Annotated in this window: 24 protein-coding genes; 16 read left to right on the plus strand and 8 right to left on the minus strand. The window is 70.7% G+C overall.

Annotated elements, in window-relative coordinates:
• From GXW76_RS16170 to GXW76_RS16190, 5 genes are all read left to right on the plus strand, one after another.
• Positions 1 to 764: 2-oxo acid dehydrogenase subunit E2 (locus GXW76_RS16170; protein ID WP_246514437.1), on the plus strand; the 764-nt coding region annotated here is incomplete at its 5' end.
• Positions 761 to 1,249, plus strand: a complete 489-nt coding sequence (locus tag GXW76_RS16175; protein ID WP_211863126.1) for a GNAT family N-acetyltransferase — start codon at positions 761 to 763, stop codon at positions 1,247 to 1,249. The genes GXW76_RS16170 and GXW76_RS16175, both read left to right, overlap by 4 nt.
• On the plus strand, positions 1,249 to 2,643 hold the full coding sequence (gene lpdA, locus GXW76_RS16180; protein WP_211863127.1) for a dihydrolipoyl dehydrogenase: 1,395 nt from the start codon (positions 1,249 to 1,251) through the stop codon (positions 2,641 to 2,643). The genes GXW76_RS16175 and lpdA overlap by 1 nt, the downstream gene beginning before the upstream one ends.
• Before the next feature lie 74 nt (positions 2,644 to 2,717).
• Positions 2,718 to 3,692, plus strand: a complete 975-nt coding sequence (gene lipA / locus GXW76_RS16185) for a lipoyl synthase (protein ID WP_211863128.1) — start codon at positions 2,718 to 2,720, stop codon at positions 3,690 to 3,692.
• Between the two features lies 1 nt (position 3,693).
• Positions 3,694 to 4,173, plus strand: coding sequence for a type II toxin-antitoxin system RatA family toxin (locus GXW76_RS16190; protein WP_211863129.1), 480 nt, complete (start codon positions 3,694 to 3,696; stop codon positions 4,171 to 4,173).
• A gap of 28 nt (positions 4,174 to 4,201) precedes the next feature.
• Here GXW76_RS16190 and GXW76_RS16195 read toward each other — a convergent pair whose 3' ends face one another.
• A complete protein-coding gene (locus tag GXW76_RS16195; protein WP_211863130.1) occupies positions 4,202 to 4,747 on the minus strand; it encodes an amino acid synthesis family protein in 546 nt (181 codons plus the stop codon).
• 86 nt (positions 4,748 to 4,833) lie between these two features.
• Between GXW76_RS16195 and GXW76_RS16200 the strand changes: the two genes are divergently transcribed.
• A complete protein-coding gene (locus GXW76_RS16200; RefSeq protein WP_211863131.1) occupies positions 4,834 to 5,901 on the plus strand; it encodes a threonine aldolase family protein in 1,068 nt (355 codons plus the stop codon).
• 225 nt (positions 5,902 to 6,126) lie between these two features.
• Positions 6,127 to 7,698, plus strand: a complete 1,572-nt coding sequence (locus GXW76_RS16205; RefSeq protein WP_211863132.1) for a lipase family alpha/beta hydrolase — start codon at positions 6,127 to 6,129, stop codon at positions 7,696 to 7,698.
• Between the two features lie 10 nt (positions 7,699 to 7,708).
• Here the strand turns inward: GXW76_RS16205 and GXW76_RS16210 are convergent, their stop codons facing one another.
• From GXW76_RS16210 to GXW76_RS16230, 5 genes are all read right to left on the minus strand, one after another.
• A complete protein-coding gene (locus GXW76_RS16210; RefSeq protein WP_211863133.1) occupies positions 7,709 to 8,251 on the minus strand; it encodes a YcbK family protein in 543 nt (180 codons plus the stop codon).
• 167 nt (positions 8,252 to 8,418) lie between these two features.
• Positions 8,419 to 8,922 carry a CinA family protein gene (locus GXW76_RS16215; RefSeq protein WP_211863134.1) on the minus strand — a complete coding sequence of 168 codons (504 nt, stop codon included), beginning with the start codon at positions 8,920 to 8,922 and terminating at the stop codon, positions 8,419 to 8,421.
• Between the two features lie 2 nt (positions 8,923 to 8,924).
• Positions 8,925 to 9,371 carry a phosphatidylglycerophosphatase A family protein gene (locus tag GXW76_RS16220; protein ID WP_211863135.1) on the minus strand — a complete coding sequence of 149 codons (447 nt, stop codon included), beginning with the start codon at positions 9,369 to 9,371 and terminating at the stop codon, positions 8,925 to 8,927.
• Positions 9,368 to 10,219: an alpha/beta fold hydrolase gene (locus tag GXW76_RS16225; protein ID WP_211863136.1), complete on the minus strand. Its 852-nt coding sequence runs from the start codon at positions 10,217 to 10,219 to the stop codon at positions 9,368 to 9,370. The genes GXW76_RS16220 and GXW76_RS16225 overlap by 4 nt, the downstream gene beginning before the upstream one ends.
• A 2-nt stretch (positions 10,220 to 10,221) precedes the next feature.
• Complete coding sequence (locus GXW76_RS16230; RefSeq protein WP_211863137.1) at positions 10,222 to 12,177, minus strand: lytic transglycosylase domain-containing protein; 1,956 nt, start codon at positions 12,175 to 12,177, stop codon at positions 10,222 to 10,224.
• A gap of 106 nt (positions 12,178 to 12,283) precedes the next feature.
• Between GXW76_RS16230 and dapA the strand changes: the two genes are divergently transcribed.
• The 4 genes from dapA (at position 12,284) to GXW76_RS16250 (ending at position 15,171) form a co-directional block, all read left to right on the plus strand.
• Positions 12,284 to 13,162, plus strand: coding sequence for a 4-hydroxy-tetrahydrodipicolinate synthase (gene dapA / locus GXW76_RS16235; RefSeq protein ID WP_211863138.1), 879 nt, complete (start codon positions 12,284 to 12,286; stop codon positions 13,160 to 13,162).
• A 168-nt stretch (positions 13,163 to 13,330) separates the two neighbouring features.
• Positions 13,331 to 13,822, plus strand: a complete 492-nt coding sequence (gene smpB, locus GXW76_RS16240; RefSeq protein WP_211863139.1) for an SsrA-binding protein SmpB — start codon at positions 13,331 to 13,333, stop codon at positions 13,820 to 13,822.
• A gap of 136 nt (positions 13,823 to 13,958) precedes the next feature.
• Positions 13,959 to 14,627 (plus strand): sulfite oxidase-like oxidoreductase, encoded by a 669-nt coding sequence (locus GXW76_RS16245; protein WP_211863140.1) that lies wholly within the window; start codon positions 13,959 to 13,961, stop codon positions 14,625 to 14,627.
• Positions 14,620 to 15,171: a glutathione peroxidase gene (locus tag GXW76_RS16250; RefSeq protein WP_211863141.1), complete on the plus strand. Its 552-nt coding sequence runs from the start codon at positions 14,620 to 14,622 to the stop codon at positions 15,169 to 15,171. The genes GXW76_RS16245 and GXW76_RS16250 overlap by 8 nt, the downstream gene beginning before the upstream one ends.
• Positions 15,172 to 15,362: 191 nt before the next feature.
• On the opposite strand, the gene GXW76_RS16255 is transcribed toward GXW76_RS16250, so the two are convergent.
• Both GXW76_RS16255 and GXW76_RS16260 read right to left on the minus strand, forming a co-directional pair.
• The gene (locus tag GXW76_RS16255) at positions 15,363 to 15,899 is read right to left on the minus strand and encodes a uracil-DNA glycosylase (protein ID WP_456307111.1); all 537 of its coding nucleotides are present in this window, start codon (positions 15,897 to 15,899) and stop codon (positions 15,363 to 15,365) included.
• A 167-nt stretch (positions 15,900 to 16,066) separates the two neighbouring features.
• Positions 16,067 to 16,738, minus strand: coding sequence for a LabA-like NYN domain-containing protein (locus GXW76_RS16260; RefSeq protein ID WP_211863143.1), 672 nt, complete (start codon positions 16,736 to 16,738; stop codon positions 16,067 to 16,069).
• Positions 16,739 to 16,815: 77 nt separating this feature from the next.
• Between GXW76_RS16260 and folK the strand changes: the two genes are divergently transcribed.
• The 5 genes from folK (at position 16,816) to acpS (ending at position 21,014) form a co-directional block, all read left to right on the plus strand.
• On the plus strand, positions 16,816 to 17,343 hold the full coding sequence (gene folK / locus GXW76_RS16265) for a 2-amino-4-hydroxy-6-hydroxymethyldihydropteridine diphosphokinase (RefSeq protein ID WP_211863144.1): 528 nt from the start codon (positions 16,816 to 16,818) through the stop codon (positions 17,341 to 17,343).
• A gap of 7 nt (positions 17,344 to 17,350) precedes the next feature.
• Positions 17,351 to 17,725, plus strand: a complete 375-nt coding sequence (locus tag GXW76_RS16270) for a VOC family protein (RefSeq protein WP_211863145.1) — start codon at positions 17,351 to 17,353, stop codon at positions 17,723 to 17,725.
• Positions 17,726 to 17,852: 127 nt separating this feature from the next.
• Positions 17,853 to 18,245: a DNA-directed RNA polymerase subunit omega gene (rpoZ, locus tag GXW76_RS16275; protein WP_211863146.1), complete on the plus strand. Its 393-nt coding sequence runs from the start codon at positions 17,853 to 17,855 to the stop codon at positions 18,243 to 18,245.
• Between the two features lie 12 nt (positions 18,246 to 18,257).
• Positions 18,258 to 20,537, plus strand: a complete 2,280-nt coding sequence (locus tag GXW76_RS16280) for a RelA/SpoT family protein (RefSeq protein ID WP_211863147.1) — start codon at positions 18,258 to 18,260, stop codon at positions 20,535 to 20,537.
• Between the two features lie 69 nt (positions 20,538 to 20,606).
• Positions 20,607 to 21,014: a holo-ACP synthase gene (acpS, locus tag GXW76_RS16285; RefSeq protein ID WP_211863148.1), complete on the plus strand. Its 408-nt coding sequence runs from the start codon at positions 20,607 to 20,609 to the stop codon at positions 21,012 to 21,014.
• Positions 21,015 to 21,057 lie beyond the last annotated feature (43 nt).

Consider the following 21,057-nt stretch of genomic DNA (forward strand, 5'->3'; position numbering starts at 1 on the left):
CTCCTGCGGCCGCCGCCGCCGCGGCGCCCGCGCCGAGGCCCGCCGCGGCGCCAGTCGCCATCACCGCGGCGCATACCGCGGTGCCCAACAGCAGCATGCGCAAGGTCATCGCGCGCCGCCTGTCGGAATCCAAGGCGACCATCCCGCATTTCTACGTGACGATGGATATCGAGATCGACGCGCTGCTGAAGCTGCGCGCCGACCTCAATGCGCGTTCGCCCAAGGACGGCCCAGGGGCCTACAAGCTCAGCGTCAACGACCTGGTGATCAAGGCGACGGCGGCCACGCTGCGGCGCTTCCCGTCCTGCAACGCGACCTGGACCGAGGACGCGATCATCCAGTACCACGACGTCGACATCTCGGTGGCCGTGTCCATCCCGGAAGGGTTGATCACGCCGATCGTGCGCAGCGCCGACAAGAAGGGCCTCGCGGCGATCAGCAACGAGATGAAGGACCTCGCGGCGCGCGCCAAATCCGGCAAGCTGAAGCCCGAGGAATTCCAGGGCGGCGGCTTTTCCATCTCCAACATGGGGATGTACGGGGTCAGCGACTTCAGCGCGATCATCAACCCGCCGCAGGCCGGCATCCTCGCGGTTTCCGCCGGGCTGCAGAAGCCTGTGGTGAAGGACGGGGCGCTCGCCATCGCGACGGTGATGACCTGCACGCTCAGCGTCGATCACCGCGTCATCGACGGTGCGCTCGCCGCCGAGTTCATCCAGGCGCTCAAGCGCACCATCGAGGATCCGCTGAGCCTGCTGCTGTGACCTTGCTGTCGATCCGCGAGGCGGTGCCCGCCGACGTGCCGGTCATCGCGCGCTTCGTGCGCGCGCTGGCGGAGTTCGAGAGGCTGGCGCACGAGGCGGTCGGCACCGAGGCGGATTTCCACGCCGCCATCTTCGGCACGCCGCAGCGCGCGGGCTGCCTGATGGCGGAATGGGAGGGCGAACCCGCGGCGATCGCGCTGTATCACTGGACCTTCTCCACGTTCCTCGCGAAGCCGGGGCGGTGGCTGGAAGACCTCTGGGTGGAACCGCGCTTCCGCCGCCGCGGCATCGCCAAGGCGTTGTTCGCGCGGCTGGCGCAGGACACGCTGGCGGAAGGCGGCGGGCGTCTTGCCTGGAACGTGCTCGATTGGAACACGCCGGCCATCGCGACCTATGACGCGATGGGGGCGCAGGCTCTCAAGGAATGGATCACGCGCCGCCTGTCCGGCGATGCGCTGAGGTCCCTGGCAGTGGAGGCGACGTGATGGCCGAGCAATTCGACCTCGTGGTGGTGGGCGGCGGCCCCGGCGGCTACGTCTCGGCGATCCGCGCGGCGCAGCTCAAGATGAAGGTTGCGCTGGTGGAGCGTGAGCACCTCGGCGGCATCTGCCTCAACTGGGGCTGCATCCCGACCAAGGCGCTGCTGCGCGCCTCCGAGATCAACCACCTGCTGCACAGCCTCGATCACTACGGTTTCGCGGCGGACAACGTGCGCTTCGACTTCGCGAAGGTGGTGAAGCGGTCGCGCAATGTCGCGAACCAGCTTTCCATGGGCGTGAAGGGGCTGCTGAAGAAGAACAAGGTCACGGTGTTCGACGGGCACGGAAAGCTCGCCGGACCCGGCAAGCTGAGCGTGACCAAGGACGGCAAGCCGGTCGCCGATATCGCGGCGAAGCACATCATCCTCGCGACCGGCGCGCGGGCTCGCGTGCTGCCGGGGATGGAGCCGGACGGCAAGCTGATCTGGACCTACAAGGAAGCCCTGGTCCCGCCGGCGATGCCGAAGCGGCTGATCGTGATCGGCTCGGGCGCCATCGGGTCGGAGTTCGCCTCCTTCTTCCTGAACATGGGCGCCGAGGTGACGCTGATCGAGGTGCTGGACCGCATCCTCCCGGTCGAGGACGCCGAGGTTTCCGCCTTCGTGCACAAATCCTTCACCAAGCAGGGAATGAAGGTCATCACCGGCGCCAAGGTGCAGGGTGTGCGGAAGGAGGGCGACAGCCTCGCCGCCATCGTCGAGGCCGGCGGCAAGGTCACGGAGATCAAGGCCGACCGGTTGATCTCCGCGGTCGGCATCGTCGGCAATGTCGAGGATATCGGCCTCGAAGGAACCAAGGTTCAGGTGGACCGCACCCATGTCGTGACCGACGCCATGGGCCGCACCGGGGAACCGGGCGTCTATGCCATCGGCGACCTGACCGGCCCGCCCTGGCTCGCACACAAGGCCAGCCACGAGGGCGTCATCACCGTCGAGGCCATCGCCGGGCTGCATCCGCACGCGATGGACACCCTGAACATCCCGGGCTGCACCTATTGCCGTCCGCAGGTGGCCTCGGTGGGGCTGACCGAAGCCGCGGCGAAGGAGAAGGGCCACGAGGTGAAGGTCGGCCGCTTCCCCTTCATCGGCAACGGCAAGGCGATCGCCCTCGGCGAGCCCGAAGGCTTCGTGAAGACCGTGTTCGACGCGAAGACCGGCGCCCTGCTCGGCGCCCACATGGTTGGGCCGGAGGTCACCGAAATGATCCAGGGCTACACCATCGCCCGCACCCTGGAGACGACCGAGGCCGAACTGATGCACACGGTCTTCCCGCACCCGACCATCAGCGAGGCCATGCATGAGAGCGTCCTCGACGCCTATGGCCGCGTGATCCACATCTGAGGCAGGGCGGCCCTGCGCCCGGCAAGCCTCGCAGGGCAGTAACAAACCCCTTATATGCCGGGCCGGAACGCCCCATGACGACCCGTATCGAAATCGACCACCGCAATGCCCTGACGGGTGCCGCCCGGCACCCGGAAAAGGCTCATCGCCCGGACAACCCCATCCAGCGCAAGCCCGCCTGGATCCGGGTCAAGGCGCCGACCAGCCCCGTCTATCACGAGACGCGGGCCCTGATGCGCGAGCAGAAGCTCGTCACGGTCTGCGAGGAAGCGGCCTGCCCGAACATCGGGGAATGCTGGTCCCAGCGCCACGCCACCATGATGATCATGGGGGAGACCTGCACGCGTGCATGCTCCTTCTGCAACGTCGCGACCGGCATCCCGAAGGCACTGGACGCGGACGAACCGCGCCGGGTGGGGGAGGCGGTGGCCGGCCTCGGCCTCCGGCATGTGGTGGTGACCAGCGTGGACCGCGACGACCTGGCCGATGGCGGGGCGGAACATTTCGCCCGCACCATCCGCGCCATCCGCCAGGCCGCGCCCGACACCACCATCGAGGTCCTGACGCCCGACTTCCTGCGCAAGGACGGCGCGCTGGAAGTCGTCGTCGAGGCCCGGCCGGACGTCTTCAACCACAACCTCGAGACCGTGCCGGCGCTCTACCCGACCATCCGGCCGGGGGCGCGCTACTATCACTCGCTGCGTCTGCTGGACCGGGTGAAGCAGCTCGACCCCTCCATCTTCACCAAGTCCGGGATGATGGTCGGCCTCGGCGAGAAGCGGATCGAGGTGCTGCAGGTGATGGACGACCTGCGCTCGGCGGATGTGGATTTCCTCACCATCGGCCAGTACCTGCAGCCGACGGTGAAGCATGCGGCAGTGGACCGCTTCGTGACGCCGGAGGAGTTCGGCGACTACGCCGCCGCCGCGCGCGGCAAGGCCTTCCTGCTGGTCTCCGCCACGCCGCTGACGCGGTCCTCCTACCATGCGGACCGGGATTTCGCGGCGCTGCGCGACGCGCGCGAGGCGCGCCTTTCCGCCCGCGCCTGACATGCCGACGCACGCCGAGAAGAAGATCCTTCGCTACTCGCCGGAGCAGATGTTCGACCTGGTGGCGGATGTGCGGCGCTATCCGGAGTTCCTGCCCTGGTGCGTCGGCGCGCGCGTGCTGTCGCGGACGGACGGCGAACTCGTCGCGGACCTGACCATCGGCTTCAAGATGTTCCGGGAGACCTTCCGCTCCCGCGTCACGCTGGAGCGGCCGCACCACGTCCATGTCGCCTATGAGACCGGCCCCTTCCGCTACCTGAACAACCACTGGCGCTTCAACGCCGTGCCGCAGGGCTCCGAGGTCGATTTCTTCGTCGATTTCGAGTTCCACAGCCGAATCCTCCAGATGGCGATCGGCGTGGTGTTCAACGAGGCAGTGCGTCTGATGGTGCGCGCCTTCGAACGGCGCGCCATGGCGCTCTATGGCCGGAAGACGGTGCAGGTGACGCCGGGGACGCCGGCGCCCTCTGCGATGGGCTGAAGCCGGCCGGCGCCACTGCTGCCCGGTTTCAGTGCGGCGCGCCTTCCCCGATGCGGTGCAGCAGCCGCCCGCCATCGGCCAGCGCGATGACGACCAGGATCTCCTGCGCCCGCGGCGCGTCGCCCAGCATCACCGTCATGGCGTCGAAATGCCCGCGCGACCAGGCGTCGTCCTTGTGCCCCAGGGGCAGGTCGAGAGGCGCCCCCGGCGGGCCGATCTTGACCACGGAGGGGATCAGCGCCGCCCCGCCGCCGATCGCGGCCCGCAGCGGCTTGCCCATCTTCGGGTGCAGGAGCGCGTGGCCGTGCTCGAGTTCCCCCGCCGTGCCGACGATCGCCCCCTTGCCATAGGAGACCGGCGGCCCGTCCAGCATCTTCAGCAGGTCGGGCGCGACCCGTTCCGCCAGCGCGGCGCCGGCGTCGATCAGGTTCGAAAGGTCGCGCACGAACCGCCCCGCGAAGGGATTGGCGATGGCCGCCAGCGCCACCGCCCGCACGACCGGGCGCGCGCAATCGGCGCCCATCTCGGAAAAGGCCTGCTCGCGCAGCAGGGCGAGCTTGCGGATCTGGACCATGGTGTCCTCCCCCTCTGGCCGGATCGTGGCGCCGGGGGCATGCTTCCTGCAACCCTCCCGCAACTGGCCACAGAACAGGTCTCATCATGGTCCACGCCCCGAACCGCCCGCCCGCCGGCGCGCCGCCCGTCCGCATCAACCTCTATTCGGACACGCAGACGCGCCCGACGCCGGCGATGAAGGAAGCGATGGTGCGCGCCGAGGTCGGCGACGAGCAGCACGGCGACGACCCGACCGTGCACGAGCTCTGCGACCGCATGGCCGCGCTGATGGGCAAGGAGGCGGCGGTCTACCTGCCCTCCGGCACCATGTGCAACGTGATCGCGATCCTCACGCATTGCTCCAAGGGCGACGAGGTCATCGCGCACGAGACATCGCACATCCTGCACAGCGAAGGCGGCACCCATGCCGCGCTGACCGGCGTGCAGATCATGCCGATGAAGGGCCCGCGCGGCATGTTCACCGCGGACGACGTGCGTGCCGCGATCCGCCCGAAGACGCGCTACGCACCGCCGCAGCGGCTGCTCGAGGTCGAGCAGACGGCGAATATCGGCGGCGGCGCCGTCTGGCCGCTGGCACAGCTCAACGAGGTCGCGGCCGTCGCGCACGAGCAGGGCTGGTCCACCCACATGGACGGCGCCCGGCTGATGAACGCCTGCGTCGCCGCCGGCATTGCGCCGAAGGACATGGTGGCGAATTTCGACAGCGTGTGGCTCGACTTCACCAAGGGCCTCGGCGCGCCGCTCGGCGCCGTGCTCTGCGGCAGCGAGGAATTCATCGGCCGCGCCTGGCGCTGGAAGCAGCGGCTCGGCGGGTCGATGCGCCAGGCAGGGATCTGCGCCGCGGCCTGCAACCATGCCCTCGACCACCATGTGGACCGGCTGGCGGAGGACCACGCCAACGCCAAGGCGCTGGCCCGCGGGCTGCGCCAGATTCCGGGCGTGGTGGTGGAGGAACCGGACACCAACCTGGTCTTCTTCGACATCAAGGGCGCCGGCATGTCGGTGGAGCAGCTGCAGGCGAAGCTGCAGATGCGCGGCATCGCGGTCTCCGGCCTCGGCGGCCGGGTGCGCGCCTGCACGCATCTCGACGTGACCGCGCCGATGATCGAGGAGGCTGTGACCGAGATCCGCGCCGCGCTCGCCGCGGCCTGATCCCGGGCGGCAGGCGCCGCGGGGGGTTTCAGCCCTTGCGGTGCCGGCCGCCTCGTCGGCCTGGGGGCGCCGGGCACTGCTCCCGATGTGATGCCGCGCACGGCATGATGCCAGCGGCCGCCGGGGATGGTCGATCGCGCTTGGCGCGGCGGGGTGCGCGGGTGTTGCATCGCCCCCGGATCCGGGCCCACCAGGGGGACCGGCGAGGCGAAGGGCCGGGACGCCATGGCGATGCTCACTGCGCCGCACTACCCGATCATCTACGTGCGCGGCTATGCCGGGAACGACGACGAGATCGAGGACACCGTCGCCGATCCCTACATGGGCTTCAACCTGGGTTCGACGAAGATCCGCCAGCAATGGACCGGGCGCGTGGTGCGCCATTACTTCGAATCCCCGCTGGTCCGCCTGATGAAGGATTTCGAGTATCGGGACGTCTATTCCGCGGGCCTCGACGGCGCGGAACTCGACGTGCCGCCGGAGGAGCCGATCGGGCCGCGCTCCATCGTCATCTATCGCTACTACGACCAGGTCTCGACCGCCTTCGGCGAAGGCAAGCAGCGCAGCATGGAGAGCTTCGGCGAGGGGCTCGGGACGCTGATCGGAAAGCTGCGCGACCGCATCTGCGCGACCGAGGAGGAGAAGGCGGGCTTCCGCGTCCACCTGGTCGGCCACTCCATGGGCGGCCTCGTCATCCGCTGCTTCCTGCAGAACGACGCCATCAGCACGCCGGAGGTGAAGGCGCTGGTCGATCGCGTCTTCACCTATGCGAGCCCGCATGACGGCATCGAGTTCGAGATCATCGGCAACGTCCCCGGCTTCTTCACCCGCAACAGCGCGGACAACTTCAACCGCGACCGGATGTGCCAGTACCTCGGATTGCCGGCGGGGACGGAGAAGGTGAACACGCTCGCCGGCAGGTTCGACCCCGACCGCTTCTTCTGCCTGGTCGGCACGAACCCGCGCGACTACACGGTCGCGGCCGGCTGGTCCTCGCGCATCGTCGGGCCGTTCAGCGATGGGCTGGTGCGCATCGACAACGCGCATGTCACCGGCCCCGCGGCGGACCCTGCGCGCCCGACGCGGATCGCCCCGCGCGCCTTCGTCCACCGCAGCCATTCGGGCCACTACGGCATCGTCAATTCCGAGGAAGGCTACCAGAACCTCACCCGATTCCTCTTCGGCGATGCGCGGGTGGACGGGGAACTGCATGTCCGCGAGCTGACGCTGCCACCGGACGTGCAGAAGCTGAAGGACGACGGGAAGCAGATCCGCGCCTCCTACCACTTCGAATGCATTACCGCGGTGCGTGGCGCGCGCTGGGATCTCAGCCGACGCGTGATGGCGGAGAATTCCACGCTCTTCCGCAAGTACGGGGAGCTCTTCCCCGAGAAGGCCGGCGCATTCGACCGTCCGCACCACGACCGGCCGCTGCTCTTCACCACCTTCCTCAATTCCGCGGCGCGGGTGAACAGGCGGCGGCGCTCCCTCGGCTTCAGCGTCGACCTCGGCGTGCTGGTGCCGGAATACGAGGTGGAAGGCGCGCTCTGGCTGCGGAACCACTACCCGGGCGGCTACATCTTCCGCGACAAGATCAACATCGAGGCCATCCCGCCGGAGAACGAAGGCGAAGCCTGGCGCCTGCGCTACGGCTTCGACAGCGACGCGCCCAATGCCGCCACGAAGGAGGCCGAGGCAACGGCGGCCGATGGTGCGCTGACCTTCCTTATCCCCATCCGGCAGAACCGCAGGCCGGGCATCGACGCCGACCTCGTGCTGGTCGCGCGGGGCCGGTAGCCGGGCGCGGTCAGTTCAGCATCCGTGTCCAGGACGCCTTCGGCCCGATGTCCACATGGGTGAAGGACCCGTACCAGCCGATGCCCATGAAGCCGAGATGCTGGGAGAACTGCATCGCCTGGTTGCAGACATCGGCCTGCGCCATGCCGGGCATGACGATGTCCGCCGCCATGCCGCGCATGTGCAGGCTGTTCGGCGCGGCGAAGGGCAGGGAGGCATTGGTCGCCGGCGTGCGATAGCCCGAGATCACCCGCAACGGCCGCGTGTAGCCGAAGCGCTCCTGGATCAGCGACAGCATGTCGAGCAGCAGCGGCGGCGTCGGCCCAGCGAGATTTTCGCGCAGGTCGCGGAACAGGTGCTGCAGCCGCGCGAGCGCCTGGATGTTGTAGTCCTGGCCGGTGCGGTAGGCGACCGCGACTTCCTCGCCGGCATTGTTCTGGACCCAGAGCCAGCGCTGCCGGTCCGGCAGGTCGGCCCGTGCCCGGCCGGCCGGAAGGGCGGCGAGCGACGCGGCCGCGCCGAGGAGACCCCGGCGGCGAAGAGCCTGCGTCATGTCGGACCGCATCCGTTCACAATTTTTATACTGATCGCCCGACCGGCAAGTGTGCAACCGAGTCGTTGATTCGCGCCGAAGTTGCGCGCTTGGTGTGGCCTGCGCGCCGCGCCTCATGCCGCGGGGCTGGTGGGCGGCCGCGCGCGGAACGGGATTCTGATGCCGGGTCAGCCGGATGGCTGGCCGGCAGCAGGGCGTGCCGCGAGCGCCAAGGCCGCCGCCACCGTCGCCGCGCGCACCGCGGCGCGGTCGCCCGGAAAGACGTGGCGCTCCACCACGGGCGGCGCGCCGCGGCGGGCGAGGCCGATGAAGACCAGGCCGACCGGCTTGCCCGGCGTCGCCCCGCCCGGACCGGCGATGCCGGTGCAGGACAGCGCGAGGTCGACCTCGGCCCGCGCCAGCGCGCCTTCGGCCATCTCCCGCGCGACCGGCTCGCTGACCGCGCCATGGGCGGCGAGGGAGGTCTCGCTCACCCCCACCATCCGCACCTTGGCCTCGTTCGAATAGGTGACGAAACCGGCCATCACGACCGACGAGGACCCGGCCACCGAGGTCAGCGCCGCGGCGATCAGCCCCCCGGTGCAGGATTCCGCGGTGGCGAGGGTCTTCCCCTCGCGCTCCAGCGCGGCGAGCAGGTCGCGCGCCTGGTCGAGCGTCGCTTGCGGCAGCATGGTCACAGCACCCCCGGCGCCAGTGCGCCCAGGACGAGAAGCGCCGCCGCCGCGATGGCGCCGGCCAGCATGTCGTCGAGCATCACCCCGGTCGCGCCGGGCAGCCCGTCCGCCCAGGACACCGGCCAGGGCTTGAGGATATCGAGCGCGCGAAAGGCCAGGAAAGCCAGCGCCACGCCAAGCCACCCCGCGCCCGGCAGGGCGGCGAGCGCGATCAGCATGCCCGCCGCCTCGTCCACCACGATCCATCCGGGGTCATCCTCGGGCACCGCAGCCAATACCGCGCGTACCGCGATCCAGCCCGCGACCATGGCCAGCGCCGCGAGCGCGAGGCACGCCCAGGGGCCAAGCAGCACCGCCGGCAGCACCACCAGGGAGCCCCAGGTCCCCGGCGCAGGCCGCAGCCGCCCGGCGCCGCAGAGCGTGGCGACGGCGAGGGCGGGGGTCACGGCACAGCCTCCAGGAAGGCGTCGAGCGCGGCGGCCACGTTCGGCTCGGCCAGCGTCGGCGCATGGCCGGTGCCCGGCACGGTGACGACTTCCATGTCCGGCCGCGCCCGCCGCATCTCCTCGACCGTGTCGGCGGAGAGCAGCGTGCTCGCCTCGCCCCAGACCAGCATCAGCGGCAATCGCCCGAGGCCGCCGAAGAAGGGCCAGAGGTCGGGCGGCGCACCCGCCGCCGCGCCCACCGCATGCTGGCCGATGCGGATGTCCCAGCGCGGATGCCAGCGGCCGTCCGGGCCCTCCGCATAGGTGCGGGCGACGAAGTCGCGCCAGCCTGCCTCGTCCATCAGCGGCATGGGCGGGTGGTTGGCGCGGAACCAGGTCAGCGCCTCCTCGGAGGAGGCGAAGGCGTGGTCGCGGCCGATGAAGTCCACCACCTTCTCGCGCCCGACATGCTCGATGCGCGGCCCGATGTCGTTGAGCGCCACGGCGGCGAGGGAGGCCGGGCGCATCGCCCCGATCGCCATCGCCACCAGCCCGCCGAAGGAGGTGCCGATCAGCGCCACTCCGTGCAGATGCAGCGCCGCCATGGCGTCCATCACGTCGCGGATCAGCGCCTCCGGGCGGTAGCGCCTCGCGTCCTCGGCGCGGGCGCTCTCGCCATGGCCGGCATAGTCGAGGGCGACGACCCGCCGCCTTCCGTCCAGCCGCGCCGCGATCGCCCCTGCATCCAGGGCGGTGCGGCAGATGCCCGGCAGCATGAGCACCGGCGCGCGCCCGTTCGCCCCCGGCCATTCCAGGGCCGAGAGGCGCAGCCCGTCGCGGGCAGCGAAGGCAAGGCGCCGGGGCGTCACCGTCAGCGCCGGAGGTACTGCGCGAGCGGATGTTCCCGCGCTGCCGCGCCCGGGTCCTGGGCGCGGTAGACGACGACGTTCTCGATCACGCGCTGGACGTAGTTGCGCGTCTCGGTGAAGGGGATCTGCTCGATCCAGTCGATCATGTCGACGTCGGCGCCGCGCGGGTCGCCATAGGTGCCGAGCCACTGGTCCACGCGACCCGGCCCGGCGTTGTAGGCGGCGGCGGCGAGCGGCAGGGCGCCGCCGTAGCGATCCAGCATCTGCTCGAGGTAGCCGGCGCCGAGGCGCATGTTCACCTCGGGGCTGGCGGTGAGCTGCACCGGCTGGAAGGGCACGCCGAGGCGCCGCGCCACCAGCGTCGCGGTGGAGGGCAGCAACTGCATCAGCCCGCGCGCATTGGCGCCCGAGACGGCCTCGGTGTCGAAGTTGCTCTCCTGGCGGGTGATGGCGTTGATGAAGGCAGGTTCCGGGCTCGTGACCGGCGGGCGATAGGGGGAAGGCCAGCCCTCCGGCAGCAGGATGTCGCCGTCGGCGCCGGCCCGGCGCGCGATCCAGACCGCGTGGTCGGGGCGTCCGATGTGGTTGGCCAGGCGCGCAGCGAGCATCCGGTCCGTGCCGTCATTGGCCAGGTCCTCGAGCCGCAGCAGGAAGATCCGCGCGCGGCGCGTGTCCCCGAGGTCGGCGAGGGTCAGCACGGCGCGGGCCAGTTCGCGCGCGGTGAAGTCGGCCGCGCGGGGCGGCGTGACCGGCGGGGCGGCGGCGCGGGCGACGCGGGCGGAGAGCCGGGCCTCGTCCTCCCCCAGCGCCAGCGCGCCGAGCTGGCCGTAGAAGGCGACCGGCAATTCGGCGGCGGCGGCGTAGCGGCCCTGGGCGGCGCGCGTGTCGCCGCGCGCCGTCAGCGCGCGCCCCTGCCAATAGGCGCCGCGGGCGCGGGTGATGACCGAGCGGCTGTCCTGACCGAGCGCGGTGAAGTGCCGCTCCGCCGCCACCGGGTCGTTCAGCCGGCGCAGGGCGATGAAGCCGGCGAGGAACTCACCTTCCTGCCGCGGCTCGCCGGCGGCGGACTGGCCGTGGGCGGCGGCGGTGCGGTAGGCCTCCCGCTCCATCCCGAGCCGCAGCAGCTTGCGGGAAAGCACCTGCCGTTCGACCCAGACGGCGCGGGCGGCGTCGGGTTCGAGGTCGCGCTGCAACGGCTCGGCGGCGGCCCAGGCGGCGGCGGCCTCCTGGTCGCGGTCGCGGCGGCGGAGCAGGCGGGCGGCCTCGTAGGCCGAGCCGATATCGGCGGGGCGGGCGGCGAGGGCGCTCTCGTCCTCCCGCGCCAGGGCGAGGCGGATGTCGGCCGAGGCGCGGCGAGCGCCGGACAGGCGCTGCGCGGCGCGGCCGGCACCGGCGAAGTCGCGGGCGAAGGCCAGGCGGTCGAATCGGCGCCAGTGGTCGTCCTCGGCCAGCAGGCTGCCGAAGCGGAGCAGCATCGATTCCTCGGCGAGCGCATCGCCCGGGGCTTCGGTCCAGCCGCGGCGGACGACGGCACGGGCATCCTGCGCGCGGCCGGCGCGGTCGAGCGCCTCGGCGTGACGAAGGGCGCCGGCCACGGTGCGGGCCGGGTTGCGGCCGAAATGGCGCAGGGCCAGAGCATCGTCGGCTTCGGTGGCGAGGGCGGCCTCCGCCCGGCGGGCCAGGGTATCGGGCAGCGGCCAGTCCGGGTTCTCGGCGAGGAAATTCACCAGTTCCGGGGCCGAGGCCGGGGCGGCCCGATTCGACAGCCGCATCCACAGCACGATCTTGGCGGCGAGCGGGTCGGCGGCGGTGGCGAAGGACTCGGCCTCTCCCCATCGCTGGCCGGAGGCCGCGGCCAGCGCCTGGCGGCCGGCGACACGGGCGCCTTCCGGTGCCCAGGGCTGCGCCGCGGCGGGGATGGGGGCGAGGAGGGAGGCGAGGAGGAGCAAGCGACGCATGGCTGCCCTTCCATAGCCGATCCGACACGGGGTTGTCGCGCAGCCTTGTCCCCCGGGGGCGTCGCGCCTAGTTTCGCCGATCGTCGCCGTAGTGGAGGAAAGCGTCATGTTCAGGGGTTCGATGGTCGCGCTGATCACGCCGATGCGCGCGGACGGATCCGTGGACGAGAAAGCCTTCCAGGACCTGGTGGAGTGGCAGATCTCCGAGGGCACCGAGGGGCTGATCCCCGTCGGCACCACCGGCGAGAGCCCGACGCTGAGCCACGAGGAACACAAGCGCGTCGTCGAACTGTGCGTGGAGGCGGCGAAGGGCCGCGTGCCCGTCATCGCCGGCGCCGGCAGCAACAGCACGTCCGAGGCGATCGACTTCGCGAAGCACGCGAAGAAGGCGGGCGCGGACGCCACGCTCGTGGTCACGCCCTACTACAACAAGCCGACCCAGGAAGGGATGTACCTGCACTTCACGGCGGTCGCGAATGCCGCCGACCTCCCGATGTTCATCTACAACATCCCCGCCCGCAGCGTGATCGACATGTCGGTCGAGACCATGGCGCGGCTGGCGAAGCACAAGAACATCGTCGGCGTGAAGGACGCGACCGCGAACCTGACGCGCCCGCTGCACACCAAGCGCGCCTGCGGGGCGGACTTCATCCAGCTCTCGGGCGAGGACCACACCGCGCTGTCCTTCAACGCCGCCGGCGGGACGGGCTGCATCAGCGTGACGGCGAATGTGGCGCCGCGCCTCTGCGCCGAGATGCACAAGGCCTGGCGCGAGGGCCGCACCGAGGAGGCGATGGCGATCCAGGACCGCCTGGTGCCGCTGCACGACGCGATGTTCTGCGAAACCTCGCCGGGGCCGGTGAAGTATGCGGCGAGCCTGCTCGCGAAGGGCAGCGACCATTGCCGCCTGCCGCTCGCGCCGCTTGCCGATGCGAGCAAGGCGAAGGTCCGCGAGGCCATGGTCTCGGTCGGGCTGCTGAACTGACCGGACTGACGCGGCCCCTCGGCAAGGGCGGCTCGAGGCCATGCCTCGGGCCGGGAGCGCACGGCGCGACCGCGCGCGACCGACCGCAGTCGCCGGTGCTACACGTGGGCGCGAAGCCAAGGGCCGCGGATGCGGCCCGCCCGGCGTTTGAGGGCATCACAAAGACTCATGACTGAAGCACGCAAGAAGGGGCTGATCTCGCACGGCATCGCCGCGCAGAACCGCAAGGCCCGCTACGACTACAAGATCGGCGAGACCATCGAGGCCGGCATCGCCCTCATCGGCCCCGAGGTGAAGAGCCTGCGCGCCGGCCGCGCCACGCTGTCCGAGGCCTGGGCCGGTGAGCGCGAAGGCGAGATGTGGCTGTTCAACTGCTACATCCCCGAATGGCAGGCCGGCTCCTTCATGGCGAAGTTCGAGCCGCGCCGGCCGCGCAAGCTGCTGCTGCACCGCAAGCAGGTGGAGACCCTGACGGGTGCCATCACGCGCGAGGGCGCGACGCTGGTGCCGCTCGACATCCACTTCAACGACCGCGGGCGGGCGAAGATCCTGCTCGGCCTCGCCGAGGGCAAGAAGAAGCACGACAAGCGCGCCGCCGTCGCCGAACGGGACTGGCAGCGGGACAAGTCGCGGCTGATGCGGAACAAGGGGCGGGAATAGCGCCCTCGCGGCCGGGGCGAAGGGTCGCGCCCGCCGGCGGGGCCTGACGCCCGCGCGATCATGTGCGCCGCCGCCGCGCGCGCGGGGCTTGCATCAGGGCCATGCCGCAGCACGTAGTGCGGGCGAGGAGATCGCCATGGACGAGGACGACATCCCCACCACCGGCGCGGTGAAGGACAAGCTGATCCGCACCAAGGAGCGCTGGGCGGAGGAAGGCCGGCTTCTCACCGGGACGACCGGCGACCCGGACCGCGACCGCCTGCCGCCCGGCCAGACGCTGGTGAAGGACTGGCCGGTGCTCGACCTCGGCGTGCAGCCGGACGTGTCGAAGGCGAAGTTCCGCCTGCGCGTGGAGGGCCTGGTGGAGAACCGCCTCGCCCTCGACTGGGATAGTTTCATGGCCCTGCCGCAGACCGAGATGGTCCGCGATATCCACTGCGTCACCCAATGGAGCCGCTACGACAACCGCTTCGCCGGCGTGATGGTGCGGGACCTGCTGGCGCTGGCGCGCCCGAGGCCCGAGGCGCGTTTCGTCTCCATGACCTGCTACGACGGCTACACGACGAACCTCAGCCTCGAGGACTTCGCCGGCGAGGACGTGATGTTCGCCCATTCCTGGGAAGGCCAGCCGCTGGCGCGCCAGCATGGCGGGCCGGTGCGGCTGGTGCTGCCGAAGCTCTACTTCTGGAAGAGCCCGAAATGGATCACGCGGGTGGAACTGCTTGCCGCCGACCGGCCCGGCTTCTGGGAGGTGCGCGGCTACCACAATCGTGGCGATCCCTGGATGGAGGAACGCTATGGCTGATCCCGCCCGCCGTGCCGTGCTTGCGGCGCCGCTGTTCATGACGGCCACCGCGACGGGGGCGGAACCCGACGCCTGGTCCTTCCGCTTCCCCTCCCTGGAGGGGGGCGAGCACGACCTCGCCGGCTGGCGAGGGCGCGTGCTGCTGGTGGTGAACACTGCCTCCTTCTGCGGCTACACGCCGCAATACGCGGCGCTGCAACGGCTGCATGAGCGCTACCAGGCGCGAGGGTTCGTCGTGCTCGGCGTGCCCTCCAACGACTTCAACCAGGAAGCCGGCTCCAACCAGGAGGTGAAGGCCTTCTGCGACGCCCAGTTCGGGATCGAGTTCCCGATGGCCGCGATCTCCCATGTGCGCGGTGCCGAGGCGCATCCCTTCTTCCGCTGGGCCGCCGGGAAGGCCGGCGGCGAGCCGCGGTGGAACTTCCACAAGTATCTGGTCGCGCGGGATGGGCGGACGGTGCGCGGCTTCGCGACGCGCGTGACGCCGGACAGCATCGAACTGACGCGGGCGATCGAGGCGGCCCTTGCGGCGCCCGCCGCCTGACGGGCGCGGCCCCGGCCCGGTTTCCGGGGGTTGCTGCCAACGCCTTGGGGAACCGAAGGCTCTCGGAGACCGTTTGAGAATACCGGCACCGGCCCGCACCCCCACCCATCCAGGATACTGTCGTTGGGTGGCCGGGTGGGGGTGCTGCCGGAGTTGAGAATGCGCCATCCGGTGCATTCTCAAGCGGTCTCTCAGGCGCCGATCCGCGCCAGCAATGTGGCGACGGCCGTTTCGAACATCTCGGGCGTCAGTCTGCGCGTCGAGGTGTTGTAGCGGCTGACATGGTAGGAATCCGCGAGCAGCAGGCCGTCCGGGAGTGCGTGGATCGCACCATGGGCGAAGGCGTAGCGCGCGGCGGGAATGCCGCGTGACCGCAGCAAGGCATTGTGCGCCACCGTCCCCAGCGCCAGCACCGCCCGCAGCCGAGGCATGGCGGCCAGTTCCGCCCCCAGGAATCCGTTGCAACTGCGGATCTCGGCCGGCGTCGGCTTGTTCTCCGGCGGCACGCAGCGCACGGCATTGGCGATCCTGCAGCCGGTGAGTTCCAGCCCGTCATCCGGCGATTCCAGGAACTGTCCGCGCGCCTGACCGAACTTCAGCAGCGTCCCGTAGAGCAGCCGCCCCGCGTAATCCCCGGTGAAGGGCCGCCCGGTCCGATTGGCCCCGCGCACCCCCGGCGCCAGGCCGAGCACCAGCAGCGGCGCCTCCCTCGGTCCCCAGGACGGCACGGGCCCGTTGTGCCATCCCGGATTCGCCGCCCGGTTCGCATCCCGGTACGCCACCAGCCTCGGGCAAAGGGCACAGTCGTGCCCCGGTGCCCCTCCGGTTCCGGGTTCCAAGGGCCCTTCGGCCCTTGGCGGGGTGGGGTCCGGGGAGGGGTGGCGCCCCTCCCTGGTCATGCCTCGGGCTCCGGCTCGTTGTCCGCGTAGGGATCCGCCGGCGTCGCCCGCGTCGGCCGCGGGGCGGGGGTGGGGGTGGGGGCGGGGGCCGCGGCGGGGGCCGGTGCGGTCGGCGCCGGGCGTCCGCGTGGTTCGACCTGCCGCCGGGTGATTTCCGGCGCGATCTCCTCCAGGTCCAGGTAGGCATCGGCCTGGCGGCGCAGCTCGTCGGCGATCATGGGGGGCTGGGACCGCACGGTGGAGACGACCGTGACGCGCACCCCCATCCGCTGCACTGCCTCGACCAGCCGGCGGAAATCCCCGTCTCCGGAGAACAGCACGACATGGTCGAGGTTCGGCGCCAGTTCGAGCATGTCCACCGCCAGCTCGACATCCATGTTGCCCTTGACGCGCAGGCGCCCGGCCGGGTCGGCCTGCTGCTTGGCCGGCTTCGTGACCACCTGCCAGCCATTGTAGGCGAGCCAGTCGGTCAGCGGGCGCAGGGGGGAGTAGTCCTCCGTCTCGATCAGCGCCGTGTAGTAGAAGGCGCGGACCAGATAGGTGCCGCCGCGGAAGAAGTTCAGCATCGCGGCGAAATCGATTTCGAAGCCGAGCGCGCGGCAGGTGTGGTAAAGGTTCGCCCCGTCCACGAAGAGCCCGACCCGCTCCGTCCCGCCCGACCGTCTCATGCCTGAATTCACCTTGTTGCCCTTCGCCGCGTTCGGTTGCGGGGAGGCGTCCGCTACACTCTTCGGGCCGCGCTGTCATGGGCGTTGAGTCGGCGCTGGTCGCGATCGGGGCCAATCTGCCGCGGGCGGGCGGCGGTGGGCCGATCGAGACCTGCCGCTGGGCGCTGGAGCGCCTGGGGGCGATCCCGCGGATGCGGGTGGCGGCGGTTTCCTCCTGGTGGGAGTCGGCGCCGATCCCGCCGGACCCGAACTCTCCGCCCTTCGTGAACGGCGTCGCTCTGCTCGAAGGCGAAACGACCCCCGAGGCGCTGCTCGCCGCGCTGCACGCCATCGAGGACGAGGCGGGCCGGCAGCGCCCCTATCCCAATGCGCCGCGCGTGCTGGACCTTGATCTGATCGACCTCGGCGGCCGGGTGAGGGAGGCGCCGGGCCCGGTCCTGCCCCATCCGCGCGCCCATCTGCGCGCCTTCGTGCTGAAGCCCCTGGCCGAGGTGGCGCCAGGCTGGGTGCATCCCGTGCTGAAGGCCCCGGTCGCAGCCCTGGTCGCGGACGTCGAGGACCAGGCGATCCGAAGGCTCGACAGCGCGCCCGGCGGCGGTGCCTGATGGCGCCATGATCGACCATGTCTCCATCGCCGTGGCCGACCTCGGTCGGGCGGCAGCCTTCTATGAGGCCGTGCTGGCGCCCCTCGGCCTGTCCCGGCTGGTGACGCGGGAGCGCACCATCGGCTTCGGGAAGCGGTATCCGGAATTCTGGCTGAACCTGCGTCCGGAGACGCGGCCGGTCGCCAATCCCGGCGCGCATGTCTGCCTGCGGGCGCCGGATGCCGAGGCCGTCCAGGCCTTCCATGCCGCGGCCCTCCGGCTCGGCGGCACCGATGAAGGGATGCCCGGCGAGCGCGGCGCCGCCATGACCACCTATTTCGCGGCCTTCGTCGTCGACCCCGACGGCAACAAGATCGAGGCCGCCTGCTTCCCGCGCACCTAGATAGGGGGGCGTCTCACAGCCTCGCGTCTTGCACCGCAGCGCGACGCTGTCTATGTGGGGAGGTTACCGGAGAAGACCGGGCGCCGGGAGACCCCTTCCGCGCGCCCCTATCGTGTTTGGAGCCTCCATGGCGCGCGTCACCGTCGAAGACTGCATCGAGAAGGTCCCCAACCGCTTCGAGCTCGTGCTGCTCGCTGCCCAGCGTGCGCGCAACATCAGCCGCGGAGAGGCGATCGAGGTCGAGCGCGACAACGACAAGAACCCGGTGGTCGCCCTTCGCGAAATCGCCGAGGAGAAGGTCGAGCTCGCCAGCCTCGAAGGCGACCTGATCAAATCCCTCAGCCGCGCGCCGGAGCCGGAGCCCGCGGAGGAGGAGGTGATGGACATCATCGCCACCGACGAAAACATCTTCGGCATCATGGAAGTCCAGGAAGAGCCCCTGCCCGAATCGGCCTCCGAGGACATGTCCCCCGAAGATCTCGAGGCAGCGATCGCCGCCGAGCTGGGCGGCAAGCGCTAAGGGCCCGCGCGCATGGGCCAGGGCGCCGGCGGCACCCGACGAACCGGCCCCACGCTGGCGCCAGAAGGGCTGCGCACCGACGCGGCGCTGGATCCTGGCGCGGAACTTGCCCGCCAGGTCCTTGCCTATGACCCCCGCGCCGATGCGGGAATGATCGAGGCCGCCTACCGCCTCGCCGAGGAAGCCCACGCCCCGCAGAAGCGGGAGGACGGGCAGCCCTACATCGTCCATCCCCTCGCGGTCGCCGGCATCCTCGCCGGCTACCGGCTGGATGCCGCGACCGTCGCCACCGCGCTGCTGCACGACACGGTGGAGGACACCGGCGTCACCCTCGCCGAACTCGAGAAGCGGTTCGGCAAGGAGGTCGCGCGGCTGGTGGACGGCGTCACCAAGCTGACGCGCCTCGAACTCCAGTCGGAACGCACCAAGCAGGCGGAGAACTTCCGCAAGCTCGTGCTGGCCATGAGCGAGGACATCCGGGTCCTCATCGTCAAGCTCGCCGACCGGCTGCACAACATGCGGACGCTGGGCGCCGTCGGGAAGCCGGAGAAGCGCCGCCGCACGGCGCGCGAGACGCTCGAGATCTACGCGCCGCTGGCCGAGCGCATCGGCATGGACGCGCTGAAGACGGAGATCGAGACGCTCTCCTTCCGCGAGATGAACGCGGATGCCTGGCAGACCATCGCCGCGCGCCTGACCTATCTGCGCGGCCAGGGCGCGGACCTGATCGACGAGATCGAGCAGGACCTCCGCCGCGTGCTGCGCGAAGCCGGCGTCGAGGTGGTGGAAGTGCAGGGGCGGGAGAAGTCGCCCTATTCCATCTGGCTCAAGATGCAGCGCAAGAACGTGGCGTTCGAGCAGCTCTCGGACATCATGGCCTTCCGCGTCATCGTGAAGGACAAGCACGACTGCTACGCGGCCCTCGGCGCCATCCATTCCGCCTATCGCGTGGTGCCGGGGCGCTTCAAGGACTGGATCAGCACGCCGAAGACCAACGGCTACCAGTCGCTGCACACCGGCGTGACGGTGCCCGAGCGCCGCAACGCCAAGATCGAGGTGCAGATCCGCACCGCGGAGATGCACGAGGTCGCCGAATTCGGCGTCGCCGCGCACTGGGTCTACAAGCAGGGCGAGACGTCGGCGGCGACCCGCAAGCGCTACCCCTGGGTGCGCGACCTGCTCGAGATCCTGGAAAGCGCGTCCGACCCGCAGGATTTCCTCGACCACACCAAGCTCGAACTGCACCGCGACCAGGTCTTCTGCTTCACGCCCAAGGGCGACCTGATCGAATTGCCGCGCGGCGCGACGCCGGTGGACTTCGCCTACCAGGTGCACAGCCAGGTCGGCGACAACACGGTCGGCGCCAAGGTCAACGGCAAGATCGTCCCGCTGCGCCACGTGCTGGAGAACGGCGACCAGGTCGAGATCATCACCGCCCGCGGCGGCACGCCGAACCCGGCCTGGGAACGCTTCGTCGTCACCGGCAAGGCGCGCGCGCGCATCCGCCGCTTCGTCCATGCCCGCCAGCGCGCGGAGCAGAAGGAGGAAGGCCGCGCGGCGATCGCCAAGATCTTCCGCGCCGCGGGGCTCGACTTCTCGGAAAAGATCGTCGAGCCGGCGGTGAAGGCGCTGAAGCAGCCGGATTTCGAGACGCTCTGCGTCGCGGTGGCGTCGGGCAACATCTCGGCGCGGGACGTGTTGCACGCGGCGGTGCCGGAACTGCGCCCGCCGGCCCGCTCCGCCGACCAGATGCAGGTGGTGCGGCCGCGCGGGCGGCTCGGCGCCGGGCAATTGCTGACGCCGGCCAAGGCGGACCGGCCCTCGGCGCTTCGGCGCGATGCGGCGATGGGCGTCACCGGCCTGGTCGCCGGCATGGCGGTGCATTTCGCCGGCTGCTGCCACCCGCTGCCGGGGGACCGGATCGTCGGCATCGTCACCACCGGCCGCGGCGTGACCATCCACAAGCATGACTGCCATGGGCTCGAGGCCTTCGCCGCCACGCCGGAACGCTTCATCGACGTGGACTGGGAATATGACGGCGGCGCCAAGGGCGGCCATGTCGGCCGGATCGAGCTGACGGCGGAGAACAGTTCGAACGCGCTGGCCGGCCTGACCACGGCGGTCGCGCGGCAGGAAGGGGCGGTGAACAACCTGCGCATCCTCAACCGGACACGCGAATGGTGCGAGGTGCTGCTGGACGTCGAGGTGCGCGACACCTCCCACCTTTCGGCCATCCTCGCCGCGCTGCGCGCCTGTCCCGGCGTGACGCAGGTGGAAAGGGCGAAGGGGTGAGGCAACCGCGCCGTGCATCCGGTCGCCGCGGGCGCGAGCACCCGGAGACGTGAATCGAATGCACCAGACATGATCATCGGCATTGGCTCGGACGTGCTCGACATCCGCCGTCTCGAAAAGACCATCGAGCGGCATGGCGAGCGCTTCCTCGAGCGCATCTTCACCCCGGTCGAGCGCGCCAAGGCGGAACGGCGCACCGAACGCATCCGCGCCGCCACCTACGCCAAGCGCTTCGCGGCGAAGGAGGCGGCGTCCAAGGCCCTCGGCACCGGCTTCCGGGCCGGGGTGTTCTGGCGCGACCTCGGGGTGGTGAACCTGCCCACGGGCCAGCCGACCCTGCGGCTGACGGGTGGGGCGGCGGAACGGCTCGCCGCCATCACCCCGCCGGGCCACCGGGCGGAGATCGCGCTGACCATGACCGACGAATTCCCCTACGCGCAGGCCATGGTCGTCATCACCGCGGTCCCGCTTCCTTGACAGAGCGCCCTCCCGCTGGTTTCCCTCCGACGCCCGCGCCGGG

The organism is Neoroseomonas soli (assembly GCF_018129065.1).
Classification (GTDB): Bacteria; Pseudomonadota; Alphaproteobacteria; order Acetobacterales; family Acetobacteraceae; genus Neoroseomonas; species Neoroseomonas soli.